The sequence below is a fragment of the Telluria sp. BA11 genome (genome assembly GCF_056680305.1).
Genome location: NZ_CM155275.1, coordinates 820,519 through 845,887 on the forward strand (window position 1 = coordinate 820,519; position 25,369 = coordinate 845,887).

18 protein-coding genes are annotated in these 25,369 nt (G+C 64.5%); 2 read left to right on the forward strand and 16 right to left on the reverse strand.

Annotated elements, in window-relative coordinates; all coding sequences use genetic code 11:
- Positions 1 to 134 precede the first annotated feature (134 nt).
- Genes AC1MGT_RS03545 through AC1MGT_RS03555 form a run of 3 tightly spaced genes read right to left on the reverse strand, consistent with a single transcriptional unit; the run spans position 135 to position 2,326 of the window.
- The gene (locus AC1MGT_RS03545) at positions 135 to 461 is read right to left on the reverse strand and encodes a TfoX/Sxy family protein (RefSeq protein ID WP_499503032.1); all 327 of its coding nucleotides are present in this window, start codon (positions 459 to 461) and stop codon (positions 135 to 137) included.
- Positions 461 to 1,429 (reverse strand): quinone oxidoreductase family protein, encoded by a 969-nt coding sequence (locus AC1MGT_RS03550; protein ID WP_499503033.1) that lies wholly within the window; start codon positions 1,427 to 1,429, stop codon positions 461 to 463. The genes AC1MGT_RS03545 and AC1MGT_RS03550 overlap by 1 nt, the downstream gene beginning before the upstream one ends.
- A 9-nt stretch (positions 1,430 to 1,438) precedes the next feature.
- Positions 1,439 to 2,326, reverse strand: coding sequence for an NAD(P)H-binding protein (locus tag AC1MGT_RS03555; RefSeq protein WP_499503034.1), 888 nt, complete (start codon positions 2,324 to 2,326; stop codon positions 1,439 to 1,441).
- 295 nt (positions 2,327 to 2,621) lie between these two features.
- Between AC1MGT_RS03555 and AC1MGT_RS03560 the strand changes: the two genes are divergently transcribed.
- On the forward strand, positions 2,622 to 3,053 hold the full coding sequence (locus AC1MGT_RS03560; RefSeq protein WP_499503035.1) for a MarR family winged helix-turn-helix transcriptional regulator: 432 nt from the start codon (positions 2,622 to 2,624) through the stop codon (positions 3,051 to 3,053).
- Positions 3,054 to 3,263: 210 nt separating this feature from the next.
- Here the strand turns inward: AC1MGT_RS03560 and AC1MGT_RS03565 are convergent, their stop codons facing one another.
- The 4 genes from AC1MGT_RS03565 to AC1MGT_RS03580 all read right to left on the reverse strand — a co-directional run bounded on the left by AC1MGT_RS03565 (position 3,264) and on the right by AC1MGT_RS03580 (position 7,702).
- On the reverse strand, positions 3,264 to 4,232 hold the full coding sequence (locus AC1MGT_RS03565; protein WP_499503036.1) for an HDOD domain-containing protein: 969 nt from the start codon (positions 4,230 to 4,232) through the stop codon (positions 3,264 to 3,266).
- Positions 4,233 to 4,404: 172 nt separating this feature from the next.
- Entirely contained in the window at positions 4,405 to 4,938 is a 534-nt protein-coding gene (locus AC1MGT_RS03570; RefSeq protein WP_499504246.1) for an AAA family ATPase, read from the reverse strand.
- Positions 4,939 to 4,940: 2 nt separating this feature from the next.
- Entirely contained in the window at positions 4,941 to 5,534 is a 594-nt protein-coding gene (pnuC, locus tag AC1MGT_RS03575) for a nicotinamide riboside transporter PnuC (protein ID WP_499503037.1), read from the reverse strand.
- A 29-nt stretch (positions 5,535 to 5,563) separates the two neighbouring features.
- A complete protein-coding gene (locus tag AC1MGT_RS03580) occupies positions 5,564 to 7,702 on the reverse strand; it encodes a S46 family peptidase (RefSeq protein ID WP_499503038.1) in 2,139 nt (712 codons plus the stop codon).
- Between the two features lie 175 nt (positions 7,703 to 7,877).
- Between AC1MGT_RS03580 and AC1MGT_RS03585 the strand changes: the two genes are divergently transcribed.
- Positions 7,878 to 9,185, forward strand: a complete 1,308-nt coding sequence (locus AC1MGT_RS03585; protein WP_499503039.1) for a GGDEF domain-containing protein — start codon at positions 7,878 to 7,880, stop codon at positions 9,183 to 9,185.
- A gap of 2 nt (positions 9,186 to 9,187) precedes the next feature.
- Here the strand turns inward: AC1MGT_RS03585 and AC1MGT_RS03590 are convergent, their stop codons facing one another.
- The 9 genes from AC1MGT_RS03590 to AC1MGT_RS03630 form a co-directional block, all read right to left on the reverse strand.
- On the reverse strand, positions 9,188 to 10,150 hold the full coding sequence (locus AC1MGT_RS03590) for an HDOD domain-containing protein (RefSeq protein WP_499503040.1): 963 nt from the start codon (positions 10,148 to 10,150) through the stop codon (positions 9,188 to 9,190).
- Positions 10,151 to 10,196: 46 nt separating this feature from the next.
- On the reverse strand, positions 10,197 to 11,651 hold the full coding sequence (locus AC1MGT_RS03595) for an efflux transporter outer membrane subunit (protein ID WP_499503041.1): 1,455 nt from the start codon (positions 11,649 to 11,651) through the stop codon (positions 10,197 to 10,199).
- Between the two features lie 5 nt (positions 11,652 to 11,656).
- Complete coding sequence (locus AC1MGT_RS03600) at positions 11,657 to 14,938, reverse strand: efflux RND transporter permease subunit (RefSeq protein WP_499503042.1); 3,282 nt, start codon at positions 14,936 to 14,938, stop codon at positions 11,657 to 11,659.
- On the reverse strand, positions 14,935 to 18,030 hold the full coding sequence (locus tag AC1MGT_RS03605; RefSeq protein WP_499503043.1) for an efflux RND transporter permease subunit: 3,096 nt from the start codon (positions 18,028 to 18,030) through the stop codon (positions 14,935 to 14,937). Before AC1MGT_RS03605 ends, AC1MGT_RS03600 begins: the two co-directional genes overlap by 4 nt.
- A 31-nt stretch (positions 18,031 to 18,061) precedes the next feature.
- On the reverse strand, positions 18,062 to 19,381 hold the full coding sequence (locus AC1MGT_RS03610; protein ID WP_499503044.1) for an efflux RND transporter periplasmic adaptor subunit: 1,320 nt from the start codon (positions 19,379 to 19,381) through the stop codon (positions 18,062 to 18,064).
- A gap of 290 nt (positions 19,382 to 19,671) precedes the next feature.
- Complete coding sequence (sppA, locus tag AC1MGT_RS03615; protein ID WP_499503045.1) at positions 19,672 to 21,528, reverse strand: signal peptide peptidase SppA; 1,857 nt, start codon at positions 21,526 to 21,528, stop codon at positions 19,672 to 19,674.
- Between the two features lie 43 nt (positions 21,529 to 21,571).
- A complete protein-coding gene (locus AC1MGT_RS03620) occupies positions 21,572 to 23,041 on the reverse strand; it encodes a sodium:solute symporter (RefSeq protein ID WP_499454755.1) in 1,470 nt (489 codons plus the stop codon).
- Between the two features lie 56 nt (positions 23,042 to 23,097).
- The gene (locus AC1MGT_RS03625) at positions 23,098 to 23,529 is read right to left on the reverse strand and encodes a hypothetical protein (RefSeq protein WP_499503046.1); all 432 of its coding nucleotides are present in this window, start codon (positions 23,527 to 23,529) and stop codon (positions 23,098 to 23,100) included.
- A 96-nt stretch (positions 23,530 to 23,625) separates the two neighbouring features.
- Positions 23,626 to 25,218: an NYN domain-containing protein gene (locus AC1MGT_RS03630; RefSeq protein ID WP_499503047.1), complete on the reverse strand. Its 1,593-nt coding sequence runs from the start codon at positions 25,216 to 25,218 to the stop codon at positions 23,626 to 23,628.
- Positions 25,219 to 25,369: the final 151 nt, after the last annotated feature.

The following is a 25,369-nucleotide window of genomic DNA, read 5'->3' on the forward strand; positions in this document are numbered from 1 at the left end:
ATCGATCACCGCTTATTTGACGGCCAGCGCAGTTGCTTTCTTAAGCAATTGCATGGCCTTTGCTAGCACGGGGATCAGTAGCGTTTCGACCATTATGCTCGTCTGAATAGACGCCAGTAACCGCCGTTCACCGATTACTTCGCCGATCGTTTTGACGCTTCCACCCCGATTTTTACCCAACGGGCCATCTCTTCAGCATCGTGGTAAGCGCTGTCGGGAACCGACCAGTAGGGCAAGTAAATCTTCTGGCGGTGGCCTCTACGACTTCGGTAGAACATGCGCGTGCCGCCTGCCTTCTCGATCTTCGCAGCGACCTTTTTGTCGCCTTTCACCAGCAGCTCGTCCTTACGCTGAAAGGCGATGATCTTGCCATGAAGGTAGATGCCCTTCCCACCAAAAACGGGTTTGATCGATACTTTCCCGACCGAGACGAAGAAGTCGGAGATGCGTGTATCGTCCATTACGCCGCCGCTTCTACGTCAAGCAGTACACGGCCAACCGGACGCTCGTTTTCGGCGTAGGCGTGAGCATCGCCTGCATCCGCCAATTTGAAGGATCGTTCGATAGGCATGGTCAGCTCATCCGCTGCAGCACGCGTCATCAGGTCAGCGATCAGGGCGCGCACACGTGGCGTGCCCATTTCTTTGCCGAACATGAAGCTGAACACGGTGAGACTTTGCGGTAGCAATTCCTCGAAGCCGAACTTGGCAGATGCGCCCCCCGATGCTCCAATGAGGCCGTAACGGCCTTTGAACGCGCACGCGCCAAACAGGGGATTTCCGCCCGCCATATCGAGCACGAGATCGACGCCACGACCGTTGGTCAGCGCCTTCACGCGCTTTACCACATCCTCGACCTGATAGTCGATCAGGTAGTCGGCGCCCATCGTTGCGATGCGTTCCAATCGTTCCCGCGTTCCTGCGACTGCGATCACCTTGGCGCCGGCTTGATGTGCGAGCTGCACCGCAGCGACGCCGACACCGCCTGCTGCACCTCGCACCAGTACCGTTTCGCCCGGCTTCAGCCGGCCATACTCGAATAGCCCGTCATGTGCGGTGCCGAACTCGACCGGTATTGCGGCGGCAATCGCGAGATCCAGCCCATCTGGCACCGCATAGGCATGATCGCGCTCGACCGCAAACAGTTCAGCATGACTCCCAGAAAAGGCGAAGCCCGCCACACGGTCGCCCGGCCGTAGGTCGGTAACCTCTGTACCAACTTTCTCGATTACACCTGCTGCCTGATAGCCGACGACATGCGGGGCGTCGCCTGGCGGAGGCGTGTTGCGGCGGTTGAGCAGGTCGCCGCCCTGGAGCGCGGCGTGCACGACGCGAATCAATACGGTGCTCGGGCTGATTTCAGGGTCCGTGACATCCTGATAGGCCAACACGTCTGGCTCGCCATTGCGGTAATAAGCTGCAGCTTTCATATTCGTGTCTCACCCTTCTTTCAGGTTATCAGCAGAAAAGTTCGCAGCCAAATAATCGGCAAAACGCTGTGGAGGACGGCCGGTAATGGTCTCTACCGAGTCACTGACAGGTGCGTCGCGGCGGTCAGCGAAAGGCATTAAGGTTGCCGTGGTAACTTCCGCTTCCATCTTCGTCATTGGTGTGTGCTCGGTCAGCCAGTCGACATAGCTGTCGGGTGTCAGGTCGGGCACGTCGACCGGGCAGTCGAGGGCGGCGGCATAGTGGCCTGCGATTTGGTCGATGGTCAGTGCCTCTGGTCCAGTCAGCGGCAGGATGCGCGTTTCGGGCGTAGGACTGAGCAGCAGCGCAGCGATCGTTGCCGCAACGTCGTCGGGCGCGATCGGTGCGAGCGACGTGTCCCGGCGTGGCCAAGCGAATACGTGTTGCGCCAACCCCACCTTGACTGAGGGCAGCTGGTCCAGACTTGCCCACCAAGTTGGTCGCACGATGGCGTAGGAGGTGAAGAGCCGTCGTACATCCGCCTCGTTAGCAGTATGGCGCGCGGCGACCGGATCGGTTTCGCCAGGTCGTCCCTCAGTCAGCGGCACTGATTCACTGGACAGCTTCACTGCATAGCTGACACCGGCCTTTGCGGCGGCCTCCAACGCATTGCGCTCACGATCGGGCTTAGCGTCCCCAGCGGTAATGACACACACTGCGTCCGCACCGACGAACAGGTCTGCAAGGCCATCAGGCTGGTCGAGGTCGACGACGTGCGTCTCAGCCGCGCCCTGCGCTTTTTCTCGGCCTTCTTCCGAGCCAACCAGTGCAATGACATGTGCTTTGCCAGCGATTAGCGTACAGACTCGCGCACCGATATGGCCGCTCGCTCCGGTGATGACGATTTTCAGGCTCATAGTTCATCCTTTTGCTGTAATTACTGATTCTAGGGGGAGAGAATTGGAACTTCAGAACGCTGCTTAGAGTGCTAACGCCAACAGTGGCGCATCGACGAAAGACTGAATAAACCAGGGGCGACCACGCAGATCCCAAGACATTTGCGAGGGCATTTCTCACAAAAGCTTATTACCTGACATGCAAGTCTCTTGCTAGCAAGGTAAATGAGTCTAGAAAATGTGTCAAGGCGCGCACGAATGCAAAACGGCTTCACACGAAATTTCTTGTGAGTTAAGCCCTAGTACAATAGAGAGTATGACTTCGAGACAAAATCGCCTTCGCAAGCAACTGTCGTTCGCCCTGTACAGCGCGGCGAATCGCATGGTGCGTATGCATAGACCTCTACTGGAACCATTGGGTCTTACATTTTCGCAATACTTAGTAATTCTCGAATTGCTGGATAGTGCGCCGGTTACTGTTGGTGAATTGGGAAACCGGCTGGGAATGGATACAAGCACGATTACACCGCTGGTCAAACGTATCGAGATAGCTGGTTTCGTCACTAGAACCAGAGACGTAAACGACGAGCGTCGTGTGATGGTGGACTTGACGGTAGCAGGGCGTGCCCTTGAATCGGACGTTCGTGGTATTCCGGATAAGATCGAGTCGGTCTGTCGGCTTACCGAAGACGATGTCGAGCGCCTGCATGCAGACCTCGATGAGCTTGGGCATCCGACAACTAAATAGTTGCTTTCTACCCTCACGGGCGGTTGTGGAAGGCTTAGGAGACGGTTTAATGTCGGCTCCCGGCCGAACCAGGCCGTGTACGCTTTGATGAAGGACTCACCCATCCGCGGCCAAGGTTGAAGGACCTTAATGACCGGTTGCAGACAGTTGGCAGAGCTCAATCTACTCGGCTTTAGTTTACTGACCAACTAGATGGTTTGTCAGACGCACTTAATCGGACAACTCCAACAACTTCCCCAAACACCGCCGCTCAAACCCATTCAACCCCTGCATCACCAGCGGATCATCATCACCGATCACGCCCGCGTCCAGCAGCAAGCGCAACGTGGCAATCCGGTCACCCAGCGCCAGCGCCTGCGCCGGATGCGAGCCCTCTGGCTCATGTGCATGCGCGATCGCCTTGACGACATCCGGCGGAAAATCCCAGTGGCTGGCGATCACCGATGACAGCTCGCGGCTGGCGGCAAAGAACGCGATGCCGAATTCGCCGGAGCCCGGCACCTTGCCTTGGCAGACGCGGTCGGCCACCTGAAACGCCACCTGCAAGCCGAGGTTCTGCATCAATCCGGACAGGTAGGCTTCGAACACGCCGGCCGACAGCCCCGGCGCCATGACGCTGGCGGCAAACGCGCAGCGTTCGGCATGCTTCCACACGATCGGTGCAACCTGGCGCGCCACGCCCTGGGTCGTCACGCGCAGCAGCGGGCGGAACGCGATGCGCGCAAGCAGCATGCGCAGGCCGTTCAGGCCCAGCATCGTCACCGCGCCTTCCAGCGTTTCAATCGGCGTCACCGGGCGGTAATAGGCGCTGTTGGCTTCGCGGATCACTTCGGCGACCAGCACCAGGTCTCGTCCCACCTGGGCCGACAGCGCGCCGGTCGAGATGTTCTCGTCCGACAGCGAGGTCAAGAGCTGCGCGATGAGTTCGGGGATACGTGGCACCAGGCCGGCCGCGCAGACGGGATCGGCGGCGAGCGAGCGCACTTCGCGCAGGATTTGCGCCTCCTGTTCGGGGGACGCCTTGCAGCGGCTGCTGGCCGCCAACCAACGGTAATAGGTGGCCTGGACCTCGGTCGCGACGGCTTGATCGTCGTCGAACGTCAGCGTTGCGCTGACCGGCGTCGGCGCGATGGTTTCCTTCTCGGCGCTGCCCAGCAAGCGACCAATCCAATTTTTCATCGCGTCCCGCCCCGTGTTCAGAAAGTGGCATATTGTAATGCCACAAAGAAACAAAGCGACGTGGCCATGAAACTATTTGCCGTCACCCTGCACGTCTCTGTCTTATCGGCGCAGCGCGCGACAAGCACATGATGGCGATCAAACGTCGTGGCAAGCTTGCCGACGATATGACTTACGGTGCGCCGAGCAGCTGTTCCACCTGCCCCAAGCGTTGCGGCAGGTCCCCTGCCAGCAAGGTATACGCGATGCCGCGCGCGTCGAGCGTCTCGAGCAGCAGCCGGTGCACCATCTGGCGCACCTCTTCCGATTCGCGCTGCAGGCCATCCGGTTCCCACGGACCATCGGGCGCCGTCACCAGCGTGATGGCGTAGGCGTGATCCGCGGCGAGCTGCGCCAGTTGCGCGTCCACACGGTCCCAGTACACGCGGCTGTACAGCACCGTCATCAACGCGGTCGTGTCGCAGAACAGGTAGCGCTGCGCGACACGGGCTGCCGCATCTTCGCGCGCCAGTTGCGTGCGCGCGATGCCGAACTGGTCTTCTTCGCGCGGCACGCGCGCATGGACGTCGACGAATTCGCGCAGGTACTCCGGCACCCACACAGTGCTGTAGCGGCGCGCCAGCGCTTCGGACAAGGTGGACTTGCCCGACGATTCCGCGCCCAGGATCGCAATCCTGGCTACTCCGTCAACACCGGCAACGGGCATCTTCATGCCCGCTGCTCCACATGCGCCGCCCAGGCGCGCAGCCCGGCGATGGCCAGCAGCACGAACACGCCATACAGCACGGCGGTGAGCATCAGGCCCTTGTAGACATACAGGCCGACATACAGGATATCGACCGCGATCCAGATGTGCCAGTTCTCGAGCTTCTTGCGCGCCAGGAGCAGTTGCCCCATCAGGCTGCCGGCGGTGAGGAAGCCATCGGCGTGTGGCACGTCGGTGTCGGTGAAATGATCGAGGAAGGTCGAGAGCACCACGAAGCCGGCGAACCAGGCGACGAGTACCCAGGCGCGGGTGCCCGGGTTAAGGCGCTTGACGACCAGCGGCCCATTGCCGGCGCCGCGCAGCCACATGGTCCAGCCCCAGATCGACGCGACGATGAACACGAACTGCAGTCCCATGTCGCCATACAGCCGCGCGTCGAAAAACACCACCGCGTAGGTGGCGGACGACGCGATCGAGAACAGCCAGGCCCAGTGTTTCTGGCGGATGTTGAGCACGACGGTGATGACGGCCAGCAGGAACGAGATCAGTTCGAGTGGCGACGTCGTCAGGCCGGCAAGGACAAGGGGTTCGTTCATGCGTGGATGTACCCGGCTTACTTCTTCGCTTACTTCGTCGGATACTTGATCGTCATTTCCTTGAGCAGGTTGTCGGCATGGTCGACCTCCTTCATCACCCACAGCATGTAGCGGATATCCACGTGGATCGCGCGCGTGATGGCGGTGTCGAAGTACCAGTCCTTGGTGATCGATTCATAGGTCGAATCGAAGTTCAGGCCCACCAGTTCGCCCCGCCCGTTCATGACGGCCGAACCCGAATTGCCGCCCGTGGTGTCGGCGCTCGACAGGAAGTTGACCGGCACGGTGCCCAGTGCCTTGTCCTTGAACACGCCGTAGCGCTTGCCCTGGATGGCTTGCTTGAGCGCGGCCGGGACGATGAACGGATCCTTGTCGGTTTCTTTTTCAAGAATGCCTTCGACGGTCGTGAACGGCCCTTTCAGCAGGCCGTCGCGCGGTGAGTATGGCGACACCGTGCCGTAAGTCACGCGCAGCGTCGAGTTGGCGTCCGGGTAGACCGGCTTGCCCTGCGACGTCTTGAATGCGATCACGGCCGCCATGTATTGCGGGATCACGCGTTCGAGGTTGCCGTCGATCTCGTTGCGCCCGTTTTCCAGCGCCATGCCGGCGTCGTGCAGGCGCACGGCCAGCGCGATGAACGGATCGTTCGAGGCGCGGAATGCCTGCGGGTCCTTGCCGATCCAGGCCAGGCGCTTGGCGGTGTCGGCCAGCTCGCTGCTGCGGTACATCGCCGGCAGCGCCGCTTCGGTCGGCAGCAGTGCGCCCAAGCCCTGCGGGCGCACGGCGCCGTCGATGCGGGCATAACGGGCCAGCGCGGCCTTGTAGCGCGCTTCGTCCACGCTCGGCACGAACGATTGCTCGAGCCGCGTCAGGCGCGCCTTGATGAACGACAGGTCGCGTTCCTGGTAACCGCCTTCGCGCTCTGCATCCGGCTTCTGGCGCTCAAGGGCCAGGCGATACAGCGTGCGCGCGCTCTTGAGCAGGTCGCTGTGGGTCGCCTCATTCCAGGCGGCTTCCTGGCGTTGCAGCGCCATGTCGCGGGCGATCACGGCGTCCAGTTCGGTCAGCAGGTTCTTGTTGGCGCCGGCATGGCTTTGCTGCCAGGTGCGGAACTCGGCGTCCTGCACGTCCTTGATGGCGGCGATGTCCTTGCGCGCAAAGCCGTCCATCAGGCCCTGCGTCTTTTTCAGCACGTTGTTCAGGCTCTTGGCCACGCTCGCATAGCGCACGTCCCAAGCGGGATTATCCTTGGTTGCAGCGGCGATGATGGCCAGGTCGGCGGTGATCGTGGCTGCCTTGGCCGGGAAATCGACGTCGCGCGCGAAGCGGATCTCGCTTGGCAGCTTGTAGCGGCTGGTGCGGCCCGGATAGCCGGCCAGCAGGATCGGATCGCCGTTCTTCAGGCCTTCGGCCGACACCACCAGGAAGTCCTTCGAGCGGTACGGCACGTTGTCCGGCGACGGGTCGGCCGGGCGGCCGTCCTTGCCGACGTAGGCGCGCAGGAACGAGTAATCGCCCGTCTGGCGCGGCCACTCGTAGTTGTCGATGTCGCCGCCGAAGTTGCCGATGCGGTCGGATGGCGCGTGCACCAGGCGCACGTCGCGGATCATCAGCTGCTTGATGCGGTAATACTCCAGGCCGCGGTGAAAGGCCGGTACCGAGCAGCGCGTCGATTTGTAGGTCTCGCATTCGGCGATCAGGGCTTTCACGCGCGCGGCCACCAGCGCATGGCGCTCGCTGCCCGACAGCGTGGGGGTCAAACCATCCAGCACGCGCTTGGTGACGTTCTCGACCTTTTCAGTCACGTAGATCAGCGTGTTCGGGCCGCCCGGCAGTTCTTCGGCGCGGGTCTTGGCCAAAAAGCCATTGACGATGTAGTTCTGTTCCGGGGTCGAATTGCGCTGGATCGCGCCGTAGGCGCAGTGGTGGTTCGTGACCACCAGGCCATCGGGCGAGACGAACGAGGCCGAGCAGCCACCGAGCGACACCATGGCGCTCATCGGATGCTTGCTCAGGTCGGCCAGCTTCGAGGCCGGCATCGTGATGCCGATGCGCTTGAGTTCGGACGAGAGCTGCGGCAGCTGGTGCGGTTGCCACTGGCCTTCGTCGGCGAAGGCGGCGGTCGCGGCGCCCAGGAGGGCGACAGGCAGGAAAATCGATTTGAACAAGACAACACCCTGGATGAAAAAAGCAATGCGGGAGTATATCGCCGTTGTATCCCAACCGTGTCGATTTATGGCGATGCGACCGCCGCACCGGTCGCGTCAACACTGCGTCATATTGGTCTGGCAGGATGTAATATTGTCGTTTTGCAAGACGGGCATCCAGGAAAGGCATGCAAACATGACAAGCGAGGCATCACTGTACCGACATACTGTTCTGTATCTTTGCCAGAGTTTCTTCATCAAGGACAACCGGGCAGAGTTGCTGCTGCACGCGCACAAATACGATTTCGACATCCGCTTCTTCAGCGAACTGGCGCAATTTATCGCAGCCATCGACGCCGATCGCGGCAACAGCCTGTTCGTAATCGACCTCGACACCCTGCACAATATGCAGGCCGACCTGCAGGATGCGCGCAAGACGCTGATGCTGGGTGAATTGCTGGCGCGCCTGCCGCCCGGTCACAGCTATGTGTACCTGCAATCGAGCCGCCAGGGCAGCCGCTTCCTGCTGCAGCAACGGCTGGTCGACAGCCATTGCCTGGCGTATGCCGAAAAACCGATCGCCAACGATGTGCTGGTCGACAAGCTGTTCAACCTGTTCGTGCAGAGCAAGCGGGGCGACGCCGTCACACTGGTCACGCTCGGCCTGCCCGGCAGCCTGGATGACGCGGCGCTGCGCGACCAGCGCATCGACGTCAGCTACCACGCCGACCCATCCACGTTGCACCTGCGCGTCAAGGAATTGCAGCCCGACCTGGTCTTGATCCCCGATAGCGACTACCTGCGGGCGGATGCCCTGGCACGCGTGATGCAAAAGAATATCGAGGCCGACCCGGTGCGCGAAATCGTGCTGCTGCAGCGCCGGCCCGACGACGCCCTGGCCCGGCGCGCACTGGGCGATGGCTTTGACGCCGTCCTGCCCGACACCGGCTCGGGCATGCTCGAAGCGCAACTGGCCAACCGCGCGGCCAAGATCCGCGTCAACAAGGATTTGATCGGCAAGGACCGCGCTACCGGCCTGCTCAACAAGGTCGGGCTGCGGCGTAAAACACAGGACCTGATCCGCCAGGCCACGCTGGAAGACAAGCCATTGGCCTTCGGCGTCATCGACATCGACAAGTTCAAGACCATCAACGACACCTGGGGCCACCATTTCGGCGACATCGTCATCAAGCGGCTATGCCTGTGCCTGGCGCCGCAGATGGGCGAGCGCGATCTGCTCAGCCGCTTTGGCGGCGAGGAGTTCGTGGTGGTGTTCTGGGATTGCACGCTGGCGCAGGCCTGGCCGCGGCTGGACGCCCTGCGCGCCGCCTTCGGCGCCATCGCGTTCCAGGTGGCCCCGGGCAACGAGCGGCGCTTTTCGTTCAGCGGCGGCCTGGCCGCGTTTCCCGCGCAGCGCAGTGAAAACGAACTGTTCGTACAGGCCGATGCGATGCTCTACACGGCCAAGCAGGATGGGCGCAACCGGATTTGCCCGGCGCCTTGAGCTCAAGCGCGGCCGTCGACCAGCTTGCCCAGGCAGCGCCGTTCGAAGCTGTTCAGGCCAGCGGTGACGAGGCTGTCGTCCTCTGCGACGACGTGCGCATCGATCAAGAGGCGCAGCTTGGCGATCTGGTCGCCCCGCTCCAGCGCCCGGGCCAGCGCCGATGCGGCCGGCGTGCTGGACGTAGCGATGGCCTGCACGACATCCGGCGGGAACTCCCAGTGCGCCGCAATCGACGCCGACAGCCCCCGGCTGACGGCAAACAGCCGTGCGCCGAATTCGCTCGAGCCGGGAATCTTGCCAGCTTCAGCCGCGCGCTCGGCCAGGCGGAAGGCCACCAGCAAGCCCAGGTTCTGCATCAGGCCGGCCAGGTAGGCCTCAAAGACGCCGGCAGCCATGCCCGGCGCCATCAGGCTTGACGCCAGCGCACACTTCTCGGCCTGGTGCCACACGAGCGGCGCAGCGTGGCGCGCAAAGCCAGTGTCGGCCATGCGTAGTAGTGGCCGGAACGCGATCCGCGCCAGCAGCATGCGCAGACCGTTCTGACCGAGCATCAACAGCGCCGCATCGAGTGACTTGATGGGCTGCAGCGGGCGGTAATAGGCGCTGTTGGCTTCGCGGATGACCTCGGCCACCAGCACCGTGTCGCGCTCGACCGAGCGTGCGAGCGCGCCCTGCGACACGGTGTCGTCAGCCAGGTCGCGCAGCAGTTCGGGGATCAGCTCGGGAATCCGCGGCACCAGGCCGCTGGCCGCGCCAGGGTCGAGCGCCAGCGTGCGCACCAGATCCAGCAGGTGCTCTTCGACCTCGGGCGTGGCATCGTAGCCGGCCGAAGCGGTCAGCCAGCGGTAATACGCGGCGTCGACCTGTACGGCAAGGTCGTGCGCCGCTTCGCCGGCCGGCACTTCGCTGGCATCAGGGGCCGGCGTCTTGTCGGCGCCCAGCATACGGTCAATCCATTTTTTCATAAAGTCGCTCGGGCCTCGGATGCGTCATTGTAAGCCCTGGCGCGGCTTAATTGACAATTGGCGGTGCGTTGTTGACGCTACCCTCGATCCAGCCGCCGCCCAGCGCCTGGATCAGCGATACCGCCGCCGTCTGGCGGTCGGCCTGCACCTGCACCAGCTGGCGGCGCGCATTGAGCGCCGTGACCTGCGCCTGCACTACCTCGGTATAGCTCACCTGCCCCGCCTGGTAGCGGTTCAGTATCTGCTGCTCGACCAGGCCCGCCGCTTCAGCGGCTTCGACCCGCAACTGCTGTTGCTGCTCGAGCACGCGGGTGGCGGCCAGGCCATTCTCGACATCGGCGAATGCCGTCAGCACCACCTGGCGGTAGTTGGCCACGGTAGCCTGCTGGCGCGCCTCGGCACCTTCGACGCTGGCGCGCGTGGCGCCGGCATTGAACAGCGTCTGCGCCGCCGACAGGCCGAACGACCAGGCCGCATTCGACAGCGAGAACAGGTCGCCCACGCGGCTCGTGTTGTTGCCGTACGAAGCCGACAGGCCGAAGGTCGGGAAGTAGGCCGAGCGGGCGATGCCGATGTTGGCATTGGCCACGGCCACATCGCGTTCGGCGGCGGCGATGTCGGGCCGACGCTGCAGCAGTGTGGATGGCACGCCGACCGGTACGGCCGGCACCACGACCTGCCATGGCGTGCTTGCCAGCGCAAAGCTCGACGGACTCTGGCCGACCAGCACCGCGATCGCATGTTCGAGTTCGGCGCGCGAGCGCTGCAGGCCAAGCGCATCACTGCGCGCCGTGGCCAGCTGCGTCTGCGCCTGCAGCACGTCCGAGCGCGCCGAGACGCCGGCCGCAAAACGGTTCGACGTGATTTGCAGCACGCGTTCGTAACCTTCGATGGTCGTCGCAAGCATGCCGATCTGCGCATCGGTCTGGCGCAGCGAAAAATAGTTGATCGCCAGTTCGCCAAGCGCCGCAAGGCGCACGCTGGCCAGGTCGGCGGCGCTGGCCTGGGCGCTGGCTTCGGCCGCATCGACCGCCGTGCGCAGGCGGCCGAACAGGTCCGGCTCCCAGCTTGCGCCGATCTGCAGGCGGTAGGCGCTGGCCGCGCCGCGGTTATTGTCCCCGCTTCCGCCACCAGCGCGGTCGCCCCCGGCGCCAAGCGACACCACCGGGAACAGCGATGCGCGCTGCTGCGCGACGATCGAGCGCGCCTGGGCATAGTTGGCCACGGCGACGGCGATGTTCTGGTTGGCCGCTTCCACCTGGCGGCTCAGGCGATCGAGTTCCGGGTCGTTGAACAGCTGCCACCAGGGACCGCGCTCGAGCGCGTCGGCGGGCGCGGCAGGCTCCCAGCCCGGCAAGGGCGCGTTGACGCCCTTGTACGATTCGGGTACCGGGCCGGCCGGCAGCGCGGCAGGCCGTTCATAGGCCGGACCGACGGCGCAGCCGCCAAGGCCGAGGGCCATGGCAAGGAGGGTCAGGCGCAGGGAGGTAGAAATTTGCATGGGCATCATGGTTTGGCGAGCGATGGACCGGCCCCCGGCGTCGGATCGACGTCGTGCGGATGGCGGGTCAACGCGTGTTCATCGGGTTTGCGGGTGCGCAGCTTGTCGAGCAAGACATACACAACCGGCGTGGTGAGAAGCGTCAGGAGCTGGCTGGCGACCAGGCCGCCGATGATGGCGATGCCCAGCGGCCGGCGCAATTCGGAGCCTTCGCCGAAGCCGATCGCCAGCGGCAATGCGCCCAGCGCGGCGGCCAGCGTCGTCATCAGGATCGGGCGGAAGCGCAGCATGCAGGCCTCGCGCACCGCTTCCATTGCGGTGAGGCCCCGCGCGCGCTCGGCCTCCAGCGCGAAGTCGATGATCAGGATCGCATTCTTTTTCACGATGCCGATCAGGAGGAACACGCCGATCAGCGCAATGATCGAGAACTCCATCTTGAACATCAAGAGCGCCAGCACGGCGCCCACGCCGGCCGACGGCAGCGTCGAGAGCACGGTGATCGGGTGGATCAGGCTTTCGTACAGAATGCCGAGCACGATGTAGATGACGACGATCGCGGCCAAGATCAGCAGCGGCTGCTCCTGGCTCGACGCCTGCGCTGCCGCAGCGGTGCCCTGGAAGCTGCCGCGCACATTGATCGGCATGCCGATGTCGGCTTCGGCCTGGCGCACGGCGGCTTCGCCGTCGGTCAGCGTGAAGCCTTCGTTCAGGTTGTACGATACCGTGGTGGCCAGTTCGCCATCCTGGTGGCTGACTGACGTTGCCGTGGCGCTGTCGGCGAAGCTGGCAATCGCCGACAGCGGCACCATCGTCGCGGCGTTGTCGGCCAGCGCCTGGCCACCGGACGGATCGCGCGCCGCCGTCAGGCTCGCTGTCGCCGAGGTCGCCGCACCCGCAGCACCGGCAGCAGCGGCCGTGCCGGTACTGGAGGACACGACGTTTTCGCTTCCGCCAGCGGCCCGCGCCGGCACGTACACGTCCTTCAGGGCTTCGGGCGACTGCGCATACTTCTGCGCCACGCCCATCACCACGTGGTACTGGTTCAGTTCATCGTAGATGTTCGCCACCTGGCGCTGGCCGAACGCGTTATAGAGCGCATTGGTGACGTCGCGCGTGGTGATGCCCATGCGCGCGGCGCTTTCCTTGTCGATCGTGACGTAGGTTTCCACGCCGTTTTCAGCCTGGTCGGTGTCGACGTCGACCAGCGCGGGCTGCCCTTTCATGGCCTCGGCCAGTTTGGCGGCCCATTGTTTGAGGTCTTCGGCGTTGTCGCTCTTGAGCGTGTACTGGTAGGTCGAGTTGCTCGAACGCCCGCCCATGCGCAAGTCCTGCACCGGGTTCAGGAAGATCGTGATGCCGGTGACCTTGGCCAGTTGCGGCCGCAGGCGCGCAATCACGGCCTGCGCCGCGACATCGCGCTCGCGCACTGGCTTGAGGTTGACGAACATGAAGCCGCCACCGGCGCGCCCGCCGCCCGTGAACGCGACGACCGTCTCGACCGCCGGATCCTTGCGGATGATCTCGACGAGCTGGTAAATCTTCTTCTGCATGGCCTGCGACGAGATGCTCTGGTCGGCGCGGATGCCGCCATTCATCTGGCCCGAATCCTGCTGCGGGAAGAAGCCCTTGGGCGCATTGGTGAACAGGTAGATGTTCAGGCCAACCGTAAACAGCAGGATGACCATGACCAGCACCTTGCTGGCCAGTGCCCAGTCCAGGGCATGCTCGTAGACGCGCAGCACGCGCGCAAAGCCGCCTTCGGACCAGCGCGCGAGGCGCCCCGGCTTCTTGTCCTTGTCTTCGGGACGCAGCAGCCAGGCGCACATCATCGGCGTCGTCGTCAGCGAGATCACGAGCGAGATCAGCACCGCAGCCGACAGCGTGACGGCGAACTCGCGGAACAGGCGCCCCACCTGCCCGCCCATGAACAGCAGCGGGATGAATACGGCCACCAGCGACAGCGAAATCGACAGCACGGTGAAGCCCACTTCGCGTGCGCCAAGCAATGCAGCCGCCATGCGGTCCATGCCGTTCTCGATATGGCGCGCCGTATTTTCCAGCACCACGATGGCATCGTCGACGACAAAACCGGCCGCCACCGTCAGCGCCATCAGCGACAGATTGTTCAGCGAAAAGCCCAGCGCATACATGACGCCAAAGGTGCCCAGCAGCGAGACCACCGTCGCCACCGCAGGAATTACCGTGGCGCGCAAGCTGCGCAGGAACACGCTGACCACGGCCACCACCAGCACGATCGACAGCACGAGCGTGAATTCGATCTCGTGCAGCGAGGCGCGGATCGAGTTGGTGCGGTCCGATGCGATCGCCAGCTGGATGTCGCCAGGCAGCTGCGCCTGCAGCGATGGCAGCAGGTCGCGGATGCCGTCGACGGTTTCGATGACGTTGGCGTCGGGCTGGCGCGTGACCAGCACGATCACGGCGGGCTGGCCGTTGAACAGGCCCAGCGTGTAGATGTTCTCGGGCCCGTCGAACACGGTGGCCACGTCGGACAGGCGCACGGCGGCGCCATTGCGCCACGCGACCACGAGGTCCTTGTAATCGGCGGCGCTGCGGCCATCGCCCCCGGCCGGCTGCGAATAGATCTGCAGGCGGTTGCCATTGCTGTCGATCTCGCCCTTGGGGCGGTTCGGGTTCGTGGCCTGGATCGCGGCGCGCACGTCCTCGGCCGAGACACCATACCGGTTCAGCGAATACGGCACCAGCTCGACCCGCACGGCCGGCAGCGAACCGCCGCCGATTTCGACTTCGCCCACGCCTTTGACCTGCGCCAGGCGCTGCTGCACGAGATTCGAGACCGATTCAAAAATCTCGGCCGGCGCCTTGGTTTTGGACGTCAGCGCCAGGATCAGTACCGGTGCATCCGACGGGTTGGCTTTGCGGTAGGTCGGATTGCTGCGCAGCGTGGCCGGCAGGTCGGCGCGCGAGGCGCTGATCGCCGCCTGCACTTCGCGCGCGGCGGAATCGATCTGGCGATTCAGTTCAAACTGCAGGTTGATCCTGGTCGAGCCGGTGCCGCTGCTGGACGTCATTTCGTTGACGCCGGCAATCGCGCCTAGACGCCGCTCGAGCGGCGTGGCCACGCTCGATGCCATCGTGTCGGGACTCGCGCCCGGCAGCGAGGCCGACACCGAAATGGTCGGATAGTCGACCTGCGGCAGCGGCGCCACTGGCAGCACGAAGAAGGCGGCGATGCCGGCCAGCGCGATGCCGATGGTCAGCAGGACCGTGGCGATCGGCCGTTCGACGAAGGGGCGCGACAGGTTCATGCGCCCGCTCCCTCGGTTTTGTGCGGGGCTTTACCCGTCAGGCGCCGCGCGGTGCGGTCGAACGCCAGGTAGATCACCGGCGTGGTGAACAAGGTCAGGAGCTGGCTCAGGACCAGGCCACCGAACATCGCCAGGCCCAGTGGGCGGCGCAGTTCGGCGCCCTCGCCCGTGCCCAGCATCAGTGGCACCGCCGCGAACAGCGCCGCCAGCGTCGTCATCAGGATCGGGCGGAAGCGCAGCAAGGCCGCCTGGCGGATCGCGTCCAGCGGCGACTTGCCTTCTTCGCGCTCGGCCTCGATCGCGAAGTCGATCATCATGATCGCGTTCTTCTTGACGATGCCGATCAACAGGATCATGCCGATGATGCCGATCACACCCAGCCCCTGGCCGCTGACCCACAGCGCCAGCAGTGCGCCCACGCCGGCCGACGGCAGCGTCGACAGGATGGTCAGCGGGTGGATATAGCTTTCATACAGCACGCCCAGCACGATGTAGACGCAGACGACGGCCGCCATGATCAGCCACAGCTGGTTCGACAGCGACGACTCGTAGGCGCCGGATGCGCCCAGGAACGTCATGCTGACCGACGCCGGCATCCCGATGTCCACCGCAGCGGCGCGGATCGCAGCCACCGCATCGCCCAGCGAGGCACCGGCTGCAGTATCGAAACCGACCGTGGCAGCCGGGTACTGCGCCACGTGGATCACCTGCAGCGGCGCCTGGCGTTCAGTGATCGTGGCCACCGCCGACAGGGGCGTCGACTGGCCCGAGCCGGTGCGCAGTTGCAGCCGGCCCAGCGCGGCGATCGACATCGCCTCGTCCCGCTGCGCCTCCAGAATCACGCGATATTGATTGGTCTCGGTGAAGATGGTCGAGACGATGCGCTGGCCGAAGGCGCTGTAGAGCGCATCGTCAATGGACGCGGCCGTGATCGACAGGCGCGACGCCGTGTCGCGGTCGATGTCGATGAAGGCGGCGGCGCCGGTCGCGCCGGCATCGGTCACCGCCGTGCGCAGCTCGGGCAAGGTGCCGATCTTGGTCGTGAGCTTGCGCGCCCATGCGTTGACCAGCTCCGTATCGGCGCCTTCGACCGAGAAGCGGTACTGGGTCGGGCCGCTTTCGGCATCGATCGTCAGGTCCTGGGTCGGCTGCAGGAACAGCTGCAGGCCCGCGACATTGGCGACACGCTCGCGCAGCCGCAACATCGTCTCGGCCTGGTCGCCGCGGTCCGCCTTCAGGTTGATCAGCATGGTGCCGGTATGGAGCATCGTGTTGTTGGCGGCGTCGACGCCGACATACGACGCGACCGACTCGACCGCCTCGTCCTGCATGATGCGGCGCGCCGCTTCCTGCTGCAGCTTGGCCATGTCGGTGTACGAGATCGACTGGCGTGCCTGCACGCGCGCCTGCAGCTGACCGGTGTCCTGGGTCGGGAACAGGCCCTTCGGGATGACGGTCCACATGACGGCGGTCAGCACCACGGTGGCCAGGGCCACCAGCAGGGTCAAGCCCTGGCGCTTCAGCACCCAGCCCAGCATCACGTCGTAGCGCGCGATCACGCGGTCGAAGAAGGCCTGGAACTTGACGGCAAAGCGGCTCGGCTTGTCGTTCTCGTGGCTGCGCAGCCAGCGCCCGGCCATCATCGGCACGAGCGTGAGCGACACGACGCCCGAGATCAGGATCGTGATGGCCAGCGTGACGGCAAATTCGCGGAACAGGCGCCCGACCACGTCGCCCATGAACAGCAGCGGGATCAGCACGGCGATCAGCGAAACGGTCAGCGAAATGATGGTAAAGCCGATCTGCGTGGCGCCCTTGATTGCGGCGGCCATCGGGGCCTCGCCCTTTTCGATGTAGCGCGCGATGTTCTCGATCATGACGATCGCATCGTCGACGACAAAGCCGGTGGCGATCGTCAGCGCCATCAGCGACAGGTTGTTCAGGCTGTAACCGAGCAGGTACATCACGCCGAAGCTGCCGATCAGCGAGATCGGCACGGCCAGGCTGGCAATCACGGTCGCACGCAGGTCGTGCAGGAACGCGAAGATCACCAGCACCACCATGATCACGGCCAGCACCAGCTCGATCTGCACATGCTTGACCGAGGCGCGGATGCCCGTGGTACGGTCGCTCAGCACATCCATGCGCAGCGCGCTCGGCAAGCCGGCCTGCAGTTCGGGCAGGCGCGCCTTGATCGCGTCAACGGTGGCGATCACGTTCGCGCCCGGCTGGCGCTGCACGTTCAGGATGATCGCCGGCTTCATATTGGCCCAGGCGCCCAGGCGCACGTTCTCGGCGCTGTCGACGACCTTGGCCACCTCGAGCAGCTTGACCGGCGCGCCATTGCGGTAGGCGACGATCAGGTTCTGGTAGTCGGGCACCGTGACCAGCTGGTCGTTGGCATTGATCGCGTACGAGCGCGTCGGGCCGTCGAAGCTGCCCTTGGCGCTATTGGCGTTGGCGGCGGTGATCGCGGTGCGCAGCGTGTCGAGGCCCAGGCCATACGATGCGAGGGCGTCGGTATCGGCCTGGATGCGCACGGCCGGCCGCTGGCCGCCCGACAGCGACACCTGGCCCACGCCGGAGACCTGACTGATCTTCAGGGCCAGGCGCGTGTTGACGAGGTTCTGGACTTCGGTCAGCGGCAGCGTGTCGGACGTGATCGCGAGCGTGAGCACCGGCGCGTCGGCCGGGTTGACCTTGGCATACACCGGCGGCGCCGGCAGGTCGGTCGGCAGCAGCGAGCCGCCGGCATTGATCGCGGCCTGGACTTCCTGCTCGGCCACGTCGAGCGTCTCGCCCAGCGCGAACTGCAGCGTGACCATCGACACGCCGGCGGCGCTGGTGGAACTCATGCGGGTCAGGCCGGACATCTGACCGAACTGGCGTTCGAGCGGCGCGGTAACGGTGCGCGCCATGACCTCGGGGCTGGCGCCCGGATACAGCGTCTGCACCTGGATGGTCGGGAAGTCGACCTGCGGCAGCGCGGCCAGCGGCAGGAAGCGGTAGCCCACCAGGCCGGACAGCACGATCGCCAGCATCAGGAGGGCCGTGGCGACCGGCCGCTGGATGAAGGGGGTCGAGGGACTCACGCGTTGCTCCCCTGCGCCGGATACGGCACCATCATTGCGGTGCTCCCCGCGCTGGCCGGCCTGCGCCCTCGCGCCCGCCCTGCCCCGCGCCACGCGCGCCGCCTGGCTTGTCGCCCGGGAGCACCACGCTAGCGCCATCGCGCAGGCGGTCGGCGCCTTCAGTGATGACCTGCTCACCGGCTTTCAGGCCGCTGGCGATCTGCACCTTGTCCACGGTCGCCTGGCCGCGCTTGACGGTGCGCAGCAAGACGGTGCGTTTGGCGGCGTCGAGCACGTAGACGAAGTCGCCGTCGGTGCCGTGGCGCAGCGCCGTGACCGGCACCTGCACCGCATTCTGGATCGTGTTGACGGTCAGGCGCAGGTTGACGAACTGGCTCGGGAACAGCTTGCCATCGGTATTCGTAAAGCGGGCTTTGGCGCGCACGGTGCCGGTCGACGTATCGACCTGGTTGTCCAGCGCGATGAAGCTGCCCGTGGCCAGTGCATCGGTGCGGGTGCGGTCCAGCGCGGTGGCCGGCAGCTTCGCGCCCTGCGTGATGCGCTGCTGCAGCACCGGCAAGCCATCCTGCGGCACTGCGAATTCAACGTCGATCGGGGCCAGTTGCGTGATCACGGCGATGCCGGCGGTGTCGCCGCTGCCCACCAGATTGCCCACGTCGACCGTACGCAGGCCAACGCGCCCGCCGATCGGTGCACGCACCGTGGCGTAATCGAGATTGAGCTGGGCCGTGCCTTCATTGGCGCGGTCGATCGTCGCCGTGCCTTCGAGCTGCTTGACCAGCGCGGCTTGCGTGTCGACTTCCTGGCGCGCGATCGAATCCTGTTCGAGCAAGGTCTGGAAGCGCTTGAGCGTGACGCGCGCGCTGTCGAGCTGCGCTTCGTCGCGCTGGCGCTGGCCACGCGCCTGCAGCAATGCCATCTGGAACGGGCGAGGATCGATCGTCGCGAGCACCTGGCCCGGCTTGACCAGCTCGCCTTCGGTAAAGTGGATCTTCTGGACCACGCCCGAGACCTGCGGACGCACCGTCACGATCGCGGCCGGCACCACGGTGCCCAGCGCTTCGAGCGTGACCGGGATGTCGGCCACGGTTGCAGTGGCGACACCGACCGTTGTCGCCGGGCCGCCCCGTCCGCCACCGGGGCCACGACCACCGCCGCCACCACCGCCAGGCCCGCCTGCTGACATTCCCGGTCCGCCCGGGCCGCTGGCAGGTGCCGGGTTGATCAGCGTCCAGGCCAGGTAGCCCAGGGCGGCCATCGACAGCACGGCGATAGTGCCGCCAATGACACGGGTGCGCTTCTTGCGCGGCGGGCGGCTGGTGGCGGGAGGGATCGGAGAATGCTGGTCCATGCTTGTCCTTGTCGATTTTTTTTTGTCAATGCGCGCTACGCACTACTACTCACGCCGACTGTAGCATGCGAATTTCGCATGGAATGTTTCGTAACGTACATAGAATAGGGGGCGAACCGGCCTTGAAACGCCGCCCTGCCATCCTGGTTAACGCCGATTTACACGGTTAGCCCCTGAATGACGGCAGTAAACAGCAAACGGGCGCGACACCAAGGTGTTGCGCCCGTTCCGGCCTTGTATTAATCAGTTACAAAGTCGCTACATGTGGACCATGCGCGCGCTGCCGTGCTTTACCAGTTGCCGCAGAAGCAGTGCGTGACGGCCGCAAACGGTTTGCGCTCGGTCGTCAGCTCCGACAGGAACGCCATGTCGGCCGCGACCTGGTTCACGGGGCCTGCCGGAATTGCGTTCTCGATCAGGCCCAGCTTGACCTGAATGGTCATGGCCTGGACCGCCGAGGCGCCCGCCATCTGCAGGAAACGCTCGACGCGCGTGACCGGCCGCTCGACATACACGACGCGGTAATCCTTGCCCAGCTTCGCGCGGCCCGCAGCCGATGCCAGTGCATCGTTGTAGCCACCCAGGCGATCGACCAGGCCGCGTTCCTTGGCCTGGACACCAGTCCAGACGCGGCCCTGCCCCACTTCATCGATCCTGGCCGGCGTGGTCTTGCGCGCTGCCGCCGCCTTGGTGGTGAAGTCGCTGTAGACGTTGTTGATGCTCGACTGGACCAGCTGCTCGAAACGCGGATCGAGCGGACGCAGCGGATTGTAGGCATCGGCCAGCCAGGTGGTGGTGACGCCATCGGTGTGGATGCCCAGCTTGGCGGCGGCCTTGTCGGCCGTCGGCAGCAGCGCGAACACGCCGATCGAACCGGTGATGGTGGCCGGGTCGGCGATCACTTCATCCGACGCCATCGAGATCCAGTAACCGCCGGACGCTGCCACACTGCCCATCGACACCACCACCGGCTTGCCGGCGGCGCGCGTCAGTTCCAGCTCGCGCCGGATCAGCTCTGAACCGTAGGCACTGCCGCCCGGCGAATCGACGCGCAGCACGAGCGCCTTGATATTGTCGTCCTCGCGCGCCTGGCGAATCAGGTTGGCCATGCTGCGCCCGCCGATCACGCCGGGACCGCCGTCGCCATCGGTGATGGAACCGGCGGCAACCACGACGCCGACCGCATCGCCGAACTGCTTCTGCGGATGGCGCGACAGGTAGTCATAAAAGCCGATCTGGCGGAACGACTTGTTGTCGTCGTCCGGCGCGCCGCGCTTGATCATCAGGTCGCGCAGTTCGTCGCGGGTTTTCAGGCCATCGACCAGTTTTGCCTGCAGTGCCACCTTGGCGGCGCTGCCGCCGGCATTCTCCATGCGCTCCGGGAGCGATTCGATCATGCCCGCGATCGCGCCATCGGGCAGCTTGCGGTTTTTCTCGACCAGGCCCGTGTAGCCGGACCACAGCGCGTTGTACAGATAGGCGTCGGCTTCGCGCGCGGCGTCGGACGGGCCGTTGGCGATGTACGGCTCGGCGGCGCTCTTGTAGGTGCCGACCTTGATCAGGTTGACCGTGACGCCGACCTTGTCGAGCGCATCGCGGTAATAGTTGCGGCGCCCGCCGAAGCCTTCGATCATGACCACGCCCATCGGATGGACATAGACTTCGCTGGCGTGCGAAGCCACCAGGTAGCGCTTCTGGTCGTAGCTGCCGCTCCAGGCCACGACCGTCTTGCCGCTCTTCTTGACACGGTCGACCGCCGCGCCGATCTCGCGCAGCATGGCCATGCCGCCGCCCTGCATCTCGTCGAGCAGCAGCACGACGCTCGAGATGTTCGGATCGCGCGCGGCCGCGTCGAGCACGACGATCACGTCGCGCAGGCGCACGGTGCGCTTGGAATCGCCGCCGACGTTGTCGAGCACCGCGTCGCGCAGCGTGGTTTCATACTGCTCAACCAGGTCGCCCCGGATTTCGAGCACCAGCGCCGTCTTGTTCGAGAGCGGCTTGACGCCGCCGCTGAAGAACAGCGAGACGACGATGATCACGATCAGCAGGAACAGCAGGTTGACGAAGGTGCGGCGGGTCACGTCGAGCGCGGTCCACAGCATGACGAACCCGCGCCGCAGGGCGCTCAGGGGCTTGAAGGCCATCGATACTCCATAAAAGGTTGATGCATGGAAGGTTGATGCATGATTAAGCAGACTGCATGGAATGACGGCCCTGGTGGCGCAGCGAAATCGCGTACAGCCCCGCAAACACCAGCATGCCGTTGATCATCAGGAGTTCCAGCCCGAGCCGGTACGAGCCGAGCAGATACGCCTGATTGTACTCAAGGATCGCGCACAGGACCGGCGCGCCGATCGTGACCAGCGGTACAAGGCGATTGCGCGGCACGCGCGCCGTGAACATGCCGAACGCGAACAGGCCGAGCAACGGGCCGTAGGTGTACGCCGCGAGTTTAAGGATCACGCCGATCATGCTGGGATTGTCGGCCGCCTTGAAGCCCATCACGAGCAGCAGGAACAGGAACGCGTAGCCCAGGTGCACGCGACGGCGCAGGCCCTCGGCCTGCGCCTGGGTCAGGTCGGTACGCCGTTTGATGCCCAGCAGGTCGATGCAGGTCGACGAGGTCAGCGCCGTGATCGCGCCGTCGGCGCTCGGGAACAGCGCCGAGATCAGCGCGATCAGAAAGATGATCTGCAGCGCCGGTGGCAGGTGGCCCATCACGACGGCCGGGAAGATCTTGTCGCCGGTGGCTGTCACGCCCACGGTCGGCGCGTACAGATACAGCAGGCCGCCCAGGAACAGGAACGACAGCAGCACGACGACCAGCACCCCCGTCAGCGCCAGCAGGTTCTTTTGCGAGTCGGCCAAGGTCTTGACCGAGATGGTCTTTTGCATCATCTCCTGGTCCATCCCCGTCATGGTGATGGTGATCAGCGCGCCTGCGACGATCTGCTTGAGCCAGAAATTCGGGCTGTTCAGGTCTGTCGTGAACACGCTGGCCAGGCCGCTCGAGCGCATCTGCTCCAGGCTATCGGGCACCGACAGGTTCAGTTCACCCAGCAGGAACCAGGCGCACGCGAACAGGCCGAACAGCATGCCGGTCGTTTGCAGCGTGTCGGTCCAGACGATGGTCTTGACGCCGCCCTGGTAGGTGTAGAGCAGGATCATCCCCAGCACGACGAGGGTGCTGAGCCAGAACGGCACGCCCAGGCTGTCGAGGATGACCGCCTGCAGGATGTTGACCACCAGGTACAGGCGCGCAGTGGCGCCGAGCAGGCGCGAGATGATGAAGAACCCGGCCCCGCTCTGGTAGGCGCGCCGGCCAAGGCGCACGTCGAGGTAGTGGTAGATGGAGGTCAGCTGAAGGCGGTAGTACAGCGGCAGCAGCAGCCAGGTGACGGCGAGGTAGCCGATCACGTAGCCGATCAGGATCTGCGCGTAGCCAAAGCCATCGGCGCCAACCGCGCCCGGCACGCTGACGAACGTCACGCCCGAGAGCGTGGTGCCGACCATGCCGAAGGCGACCAGCACCCAGTTGCTGCTCTTGTTACCGATGAAGAAGCTGTCGTTGTTGGCGCCGCGCGAGGTGGCCCAGGCCACGGCCAGCAGCAAGGCGAAGTAGCCGATGAGAATGCAAAACAGGAGTAACGGGGACATGAAAAGCCGGGGATGATCGTTTTGCCCAGCAATATACACTGCCGGGCAACCGGCGCTCAAACCTCTTCGCTACGCACCCGCCGGAATGGCCCGATACAGGTTTGCATCGTCTGGTCGGCGCACATCAGGAAAATTGTGCGTGACGGGTGAAACTGAATGAAGTTGATGACCTGCGCGCCCGGCTTCATGACGTTGCCCGAACAATCGGGCTTGCCATTGTCTTTGACGATGCGGTCCTGCAGGCGATAAAAGCCCTGCTTGTCGGGCTGGGCGGAAACGGTGTACACGCTTTCGGAGACTTCGGCGGCGCTGGTGACGAACGTGGTGCCGTCGGCGCGAAAGCGGTAGGTCTCGGCGCATTCGGTGCCCGGCACCGTCAGTCGCCAGATGCCCAGGATCGGATGACCGGCGGCGACGTCCGCCGGCGCAGCGGCCAGCGCAGGCGCGCCCAGGCAGGACAGCAGGAACAGGACGGCACGTGTTCGCATGCGAGGCTCCATCAAACGACAACGCCTGCCCGAAAACCGGACAGGCGTCGTGATTATGGCATCGCGCAGCGGTGCGCGGCGCGCGGCAGTCTGTGATTAGCCGTTGTCGGAACCGGCCTTTGGCTTGGCCGGACGACGGCTGCGCGGCGCGGCCTTGCGCGCCGGGCGGGCGCCCTTGGTGCGTGCCGGCGTGGCCGATTCAGCATCCGCTTCTGCTTCTGCTTCTGCTTCAGGCGCGACCTCTTCCTGCGCTGCGGCAGCCGCAGCTTCGGCTTCAGCCGCAGCAGCAGCTTCGGCCGCAGCCTGCTCCGCCAGCTTCTTGGCCGACGGCTTGCGTGGTGCGCGGCGACGCTCCTTCTCGACCGGCGCCGGCGCTGCTTCAGCTTCCACCGGCTCGGCGTCGCTCACGACCAGCGTCGGTTGCGATGCCGGTTCGTCGAAGGTGTCGTCCTGTGCTTCCGGTTCGAAAGCAACCGGCTCCAGCAGCGCCGGCACGTTCGACGCGTCGTTGCGGTTGCCGCCCTTGCGCCCGCCTTGACCACGGCCACGACGGCCGTCGGTCCTGGCCGGTTGCGCTTCCAGTTGCGCTGCCGGTTCCTCGAACAGTTCTTCCTGTGGTTCCAGCTCGACCGCCACCGGTTCCATCAGCGCCGGCACGTTCGACGCTTCATTGCGGTTGCCGCCCTTGCGGCCACCGCGGCCACGGCCACGACGGCCATCGTTCTTGGCCGGCTCGTCGTTGCCCTCGACCGGCGCTGCCGCGTCGAGCATGTCCTGCACCACGGCGTCCGGCGCCTGCGTGCCGTCCTGCTGGGCTTCCTGGCTGGATGCCACGTTGCCCGCATGCGCACTGCGGAACACATAGGTGCCGGATTTTTCGTCGCGGCCGAATTCGAACAGGCCACGGGTCTGCGCTTCTTCGAGCAGGTTGCCAAAGGTACGGAAGCCGTAATAGGTTTCCGAGAAATCGGGACGGCGGCGCTTGAGCGTGTCCTTGAGCAATGAAGCCCAAATTTTGCCGGTGTCGCCACGCTCGGACGTGAGCGCATCGAACGTCTCGACCACCATGTCGAGCGCCTGCACCTTGCGCGCTTCGAGTTCTTCCTTGCGCTTGTCGTCGCCGACATTCGTGTTGGTGTTGTTGCTGGCATTCGAGCGGCGCGGTTGCGGCGCGGCCTTGCGCTCGTCGCGCTTGGCGGCGGTGCGGCGCTGTTCGCGCACGAGGTCATCATAGAAGATGAATTCGTCGCAGTTTGCCACCAGCAGGTCGGAGGTCGACTGCTTGACGCCCACGCCGATCACCTGCTTGTTATTTTCACGCAGCTTCGACACCAGTGGCGAGAAGTCGGAGTCGCCGCTGATGATGACGAAGGTGTTGACATGCGACTTCGTGTAGCACAGATCGAGTGCATCGACGACGAGGCGGATGTCGGCCGAATTCTTGCCCGACTGGCGCACGTGCGGGATCTCGATCAGCTCGAAGTTCGCTTCATGCATCGCTGCCTTGAAACCCTTGTAGCGGTCCCAGTCGCAGTACGACTTCTTGACCACGATGCTGCCCTTGAGCAGCAGGCGTTCCAGCACTGGCTTGATGTCGAATTTTTCGTAATTGGCGTCGCGAACGCCCAGTGCGACGTTTTCAAAGTCGCAGAACACCGCCATGCTGATGTTGTCGGAAGAAGAGGCCATGAGTTGTTTTTTCTGTAGTGATAGGGCAAACGTATGGCGATTATACGCACGCCCTTCCGTTTCGCGCCGTATGACATTGCCTGGCGGCCAGTTTCAGCGATTGGGTGTGGTGCGTGGGCAGCATCGGCCAAGGTTCTTTATGCTATGCCAT

Bases quoted from the DNA above. Each gene is read 5' to 3' on its own strand.
- AC1MGT_RS03625 (WP_499503046.1), bottom strand. From the start codon at position 23,529: ATGCGAACACGTGCCGTCCTGTTCCTGCTGTCCTGCCTGGGCGCGCCT.
- pnuC (WP_499503037.1), bottom strand. From the start codon at position 5,534: ATGAACGAACCCCTTGTCCTTGCCGGCCTGACGACGTCGCCACTCGAA.
- AC1MGT_RS03545 (WP_499503032.1), bottom strand. From the start codon at position 461: ATGGACGATACACGCATCTCCGACTTCTTCGTCTCGGTCGGGAAAGTA.
- AC1MGT_RS03570 (WP_499504246.1), bottom strand. From the start codon at position 4,938: ATGCCCGTTGCCGGTGTTGACGGAGTAGCCAGGATTGCGATCCTGGGC.
- AC1MGT_RS03565 (WP_499503036.1), bottom strand. From the start codon at position 4,232: ATGAAAAATTGGATTGGTCGCTTGCTGGGCAGCGCCGAGAAGGAAACC.
- AC1MGT_RS03610 (WP_499503044.1), bottom strand. From the start codon at position 19,381: ATGGACCAGCATTCTCCGATCCCTCCCGCCACCAGCCGCCCGCCGCGC.
- AC1MGT_RS03590 (WP_499503040.1), bottom strand. From the start codon at position 10,150: ATGAAAAAATGGATTGACCGTATGCTGGGCGCCGACAAGACGCCGGCC.
- AC1MGT_RS03620 (WP_499454755.1), bottom strand. From the start codon at position 23,041: ATGTCCCCGTTACTCCTGTTTTGCATTCTCATCGGCTACTTCGCCTTG.
- AC1MGT_RS03630 (WP_499503047.1), bottom strand. From the start codon at position 25,218: ATGGCCTCTTCTTCCGACAACATCAGCATGGCGGTGTTCTGCGACTTT.
- AC1MGT_RS03555 (WP_499503034.1), bottom strand. From the start codon at position 2,326: ATGAGCCTGAAAATCGTCATCACCGGAGCGAGCGGCCATATCGGTGCG.
- AC1MGT_RS03585 (WP_499503039.1), top strand. From the start codon at position 7,878: ATGACAAGCGAGGCATCACTGTACCGACATACTGTTCTGTATCTTTGC.
- AC1MGT_RS03550 (WP_499503033.1), bottom strand. From the start codon at position 1,429: ATGAAAGCTGCAGCTTATTACCGCAATGGCGAGCCAGACGTGTTGGCC.
- AC1MGT_RS03595 (WP_499503041.1), bottom strand. From the start codon at position 11,651: ATGCAAATTTCTACCTCCCTGCGCCTGACCCTCCTTGCCATGGCCCTC.
- AC1MGT_RS03600 (WP_499503042.1), bottom strand. From the start codon at position 14,938: ATGAACCTGTCGCGCCCCTTCGTCGAACGGCCGATCGCCACGGTCCTG.
- sppA (WP_499503045.1), bottom strand. From the start codon at position 21,528: ATGGCCTTCAAGCCCCTGAGCGCCCTGCGGCGCGGGTTCGTCATGCTG.
- AC1MGT_RS03560 (WP_499503035.1), top strand. From the start codon at position 2,622: ATGACTTCGAGACAAAATCGCCTTCGCAAGCAACTGTCGTTCGCCCTG.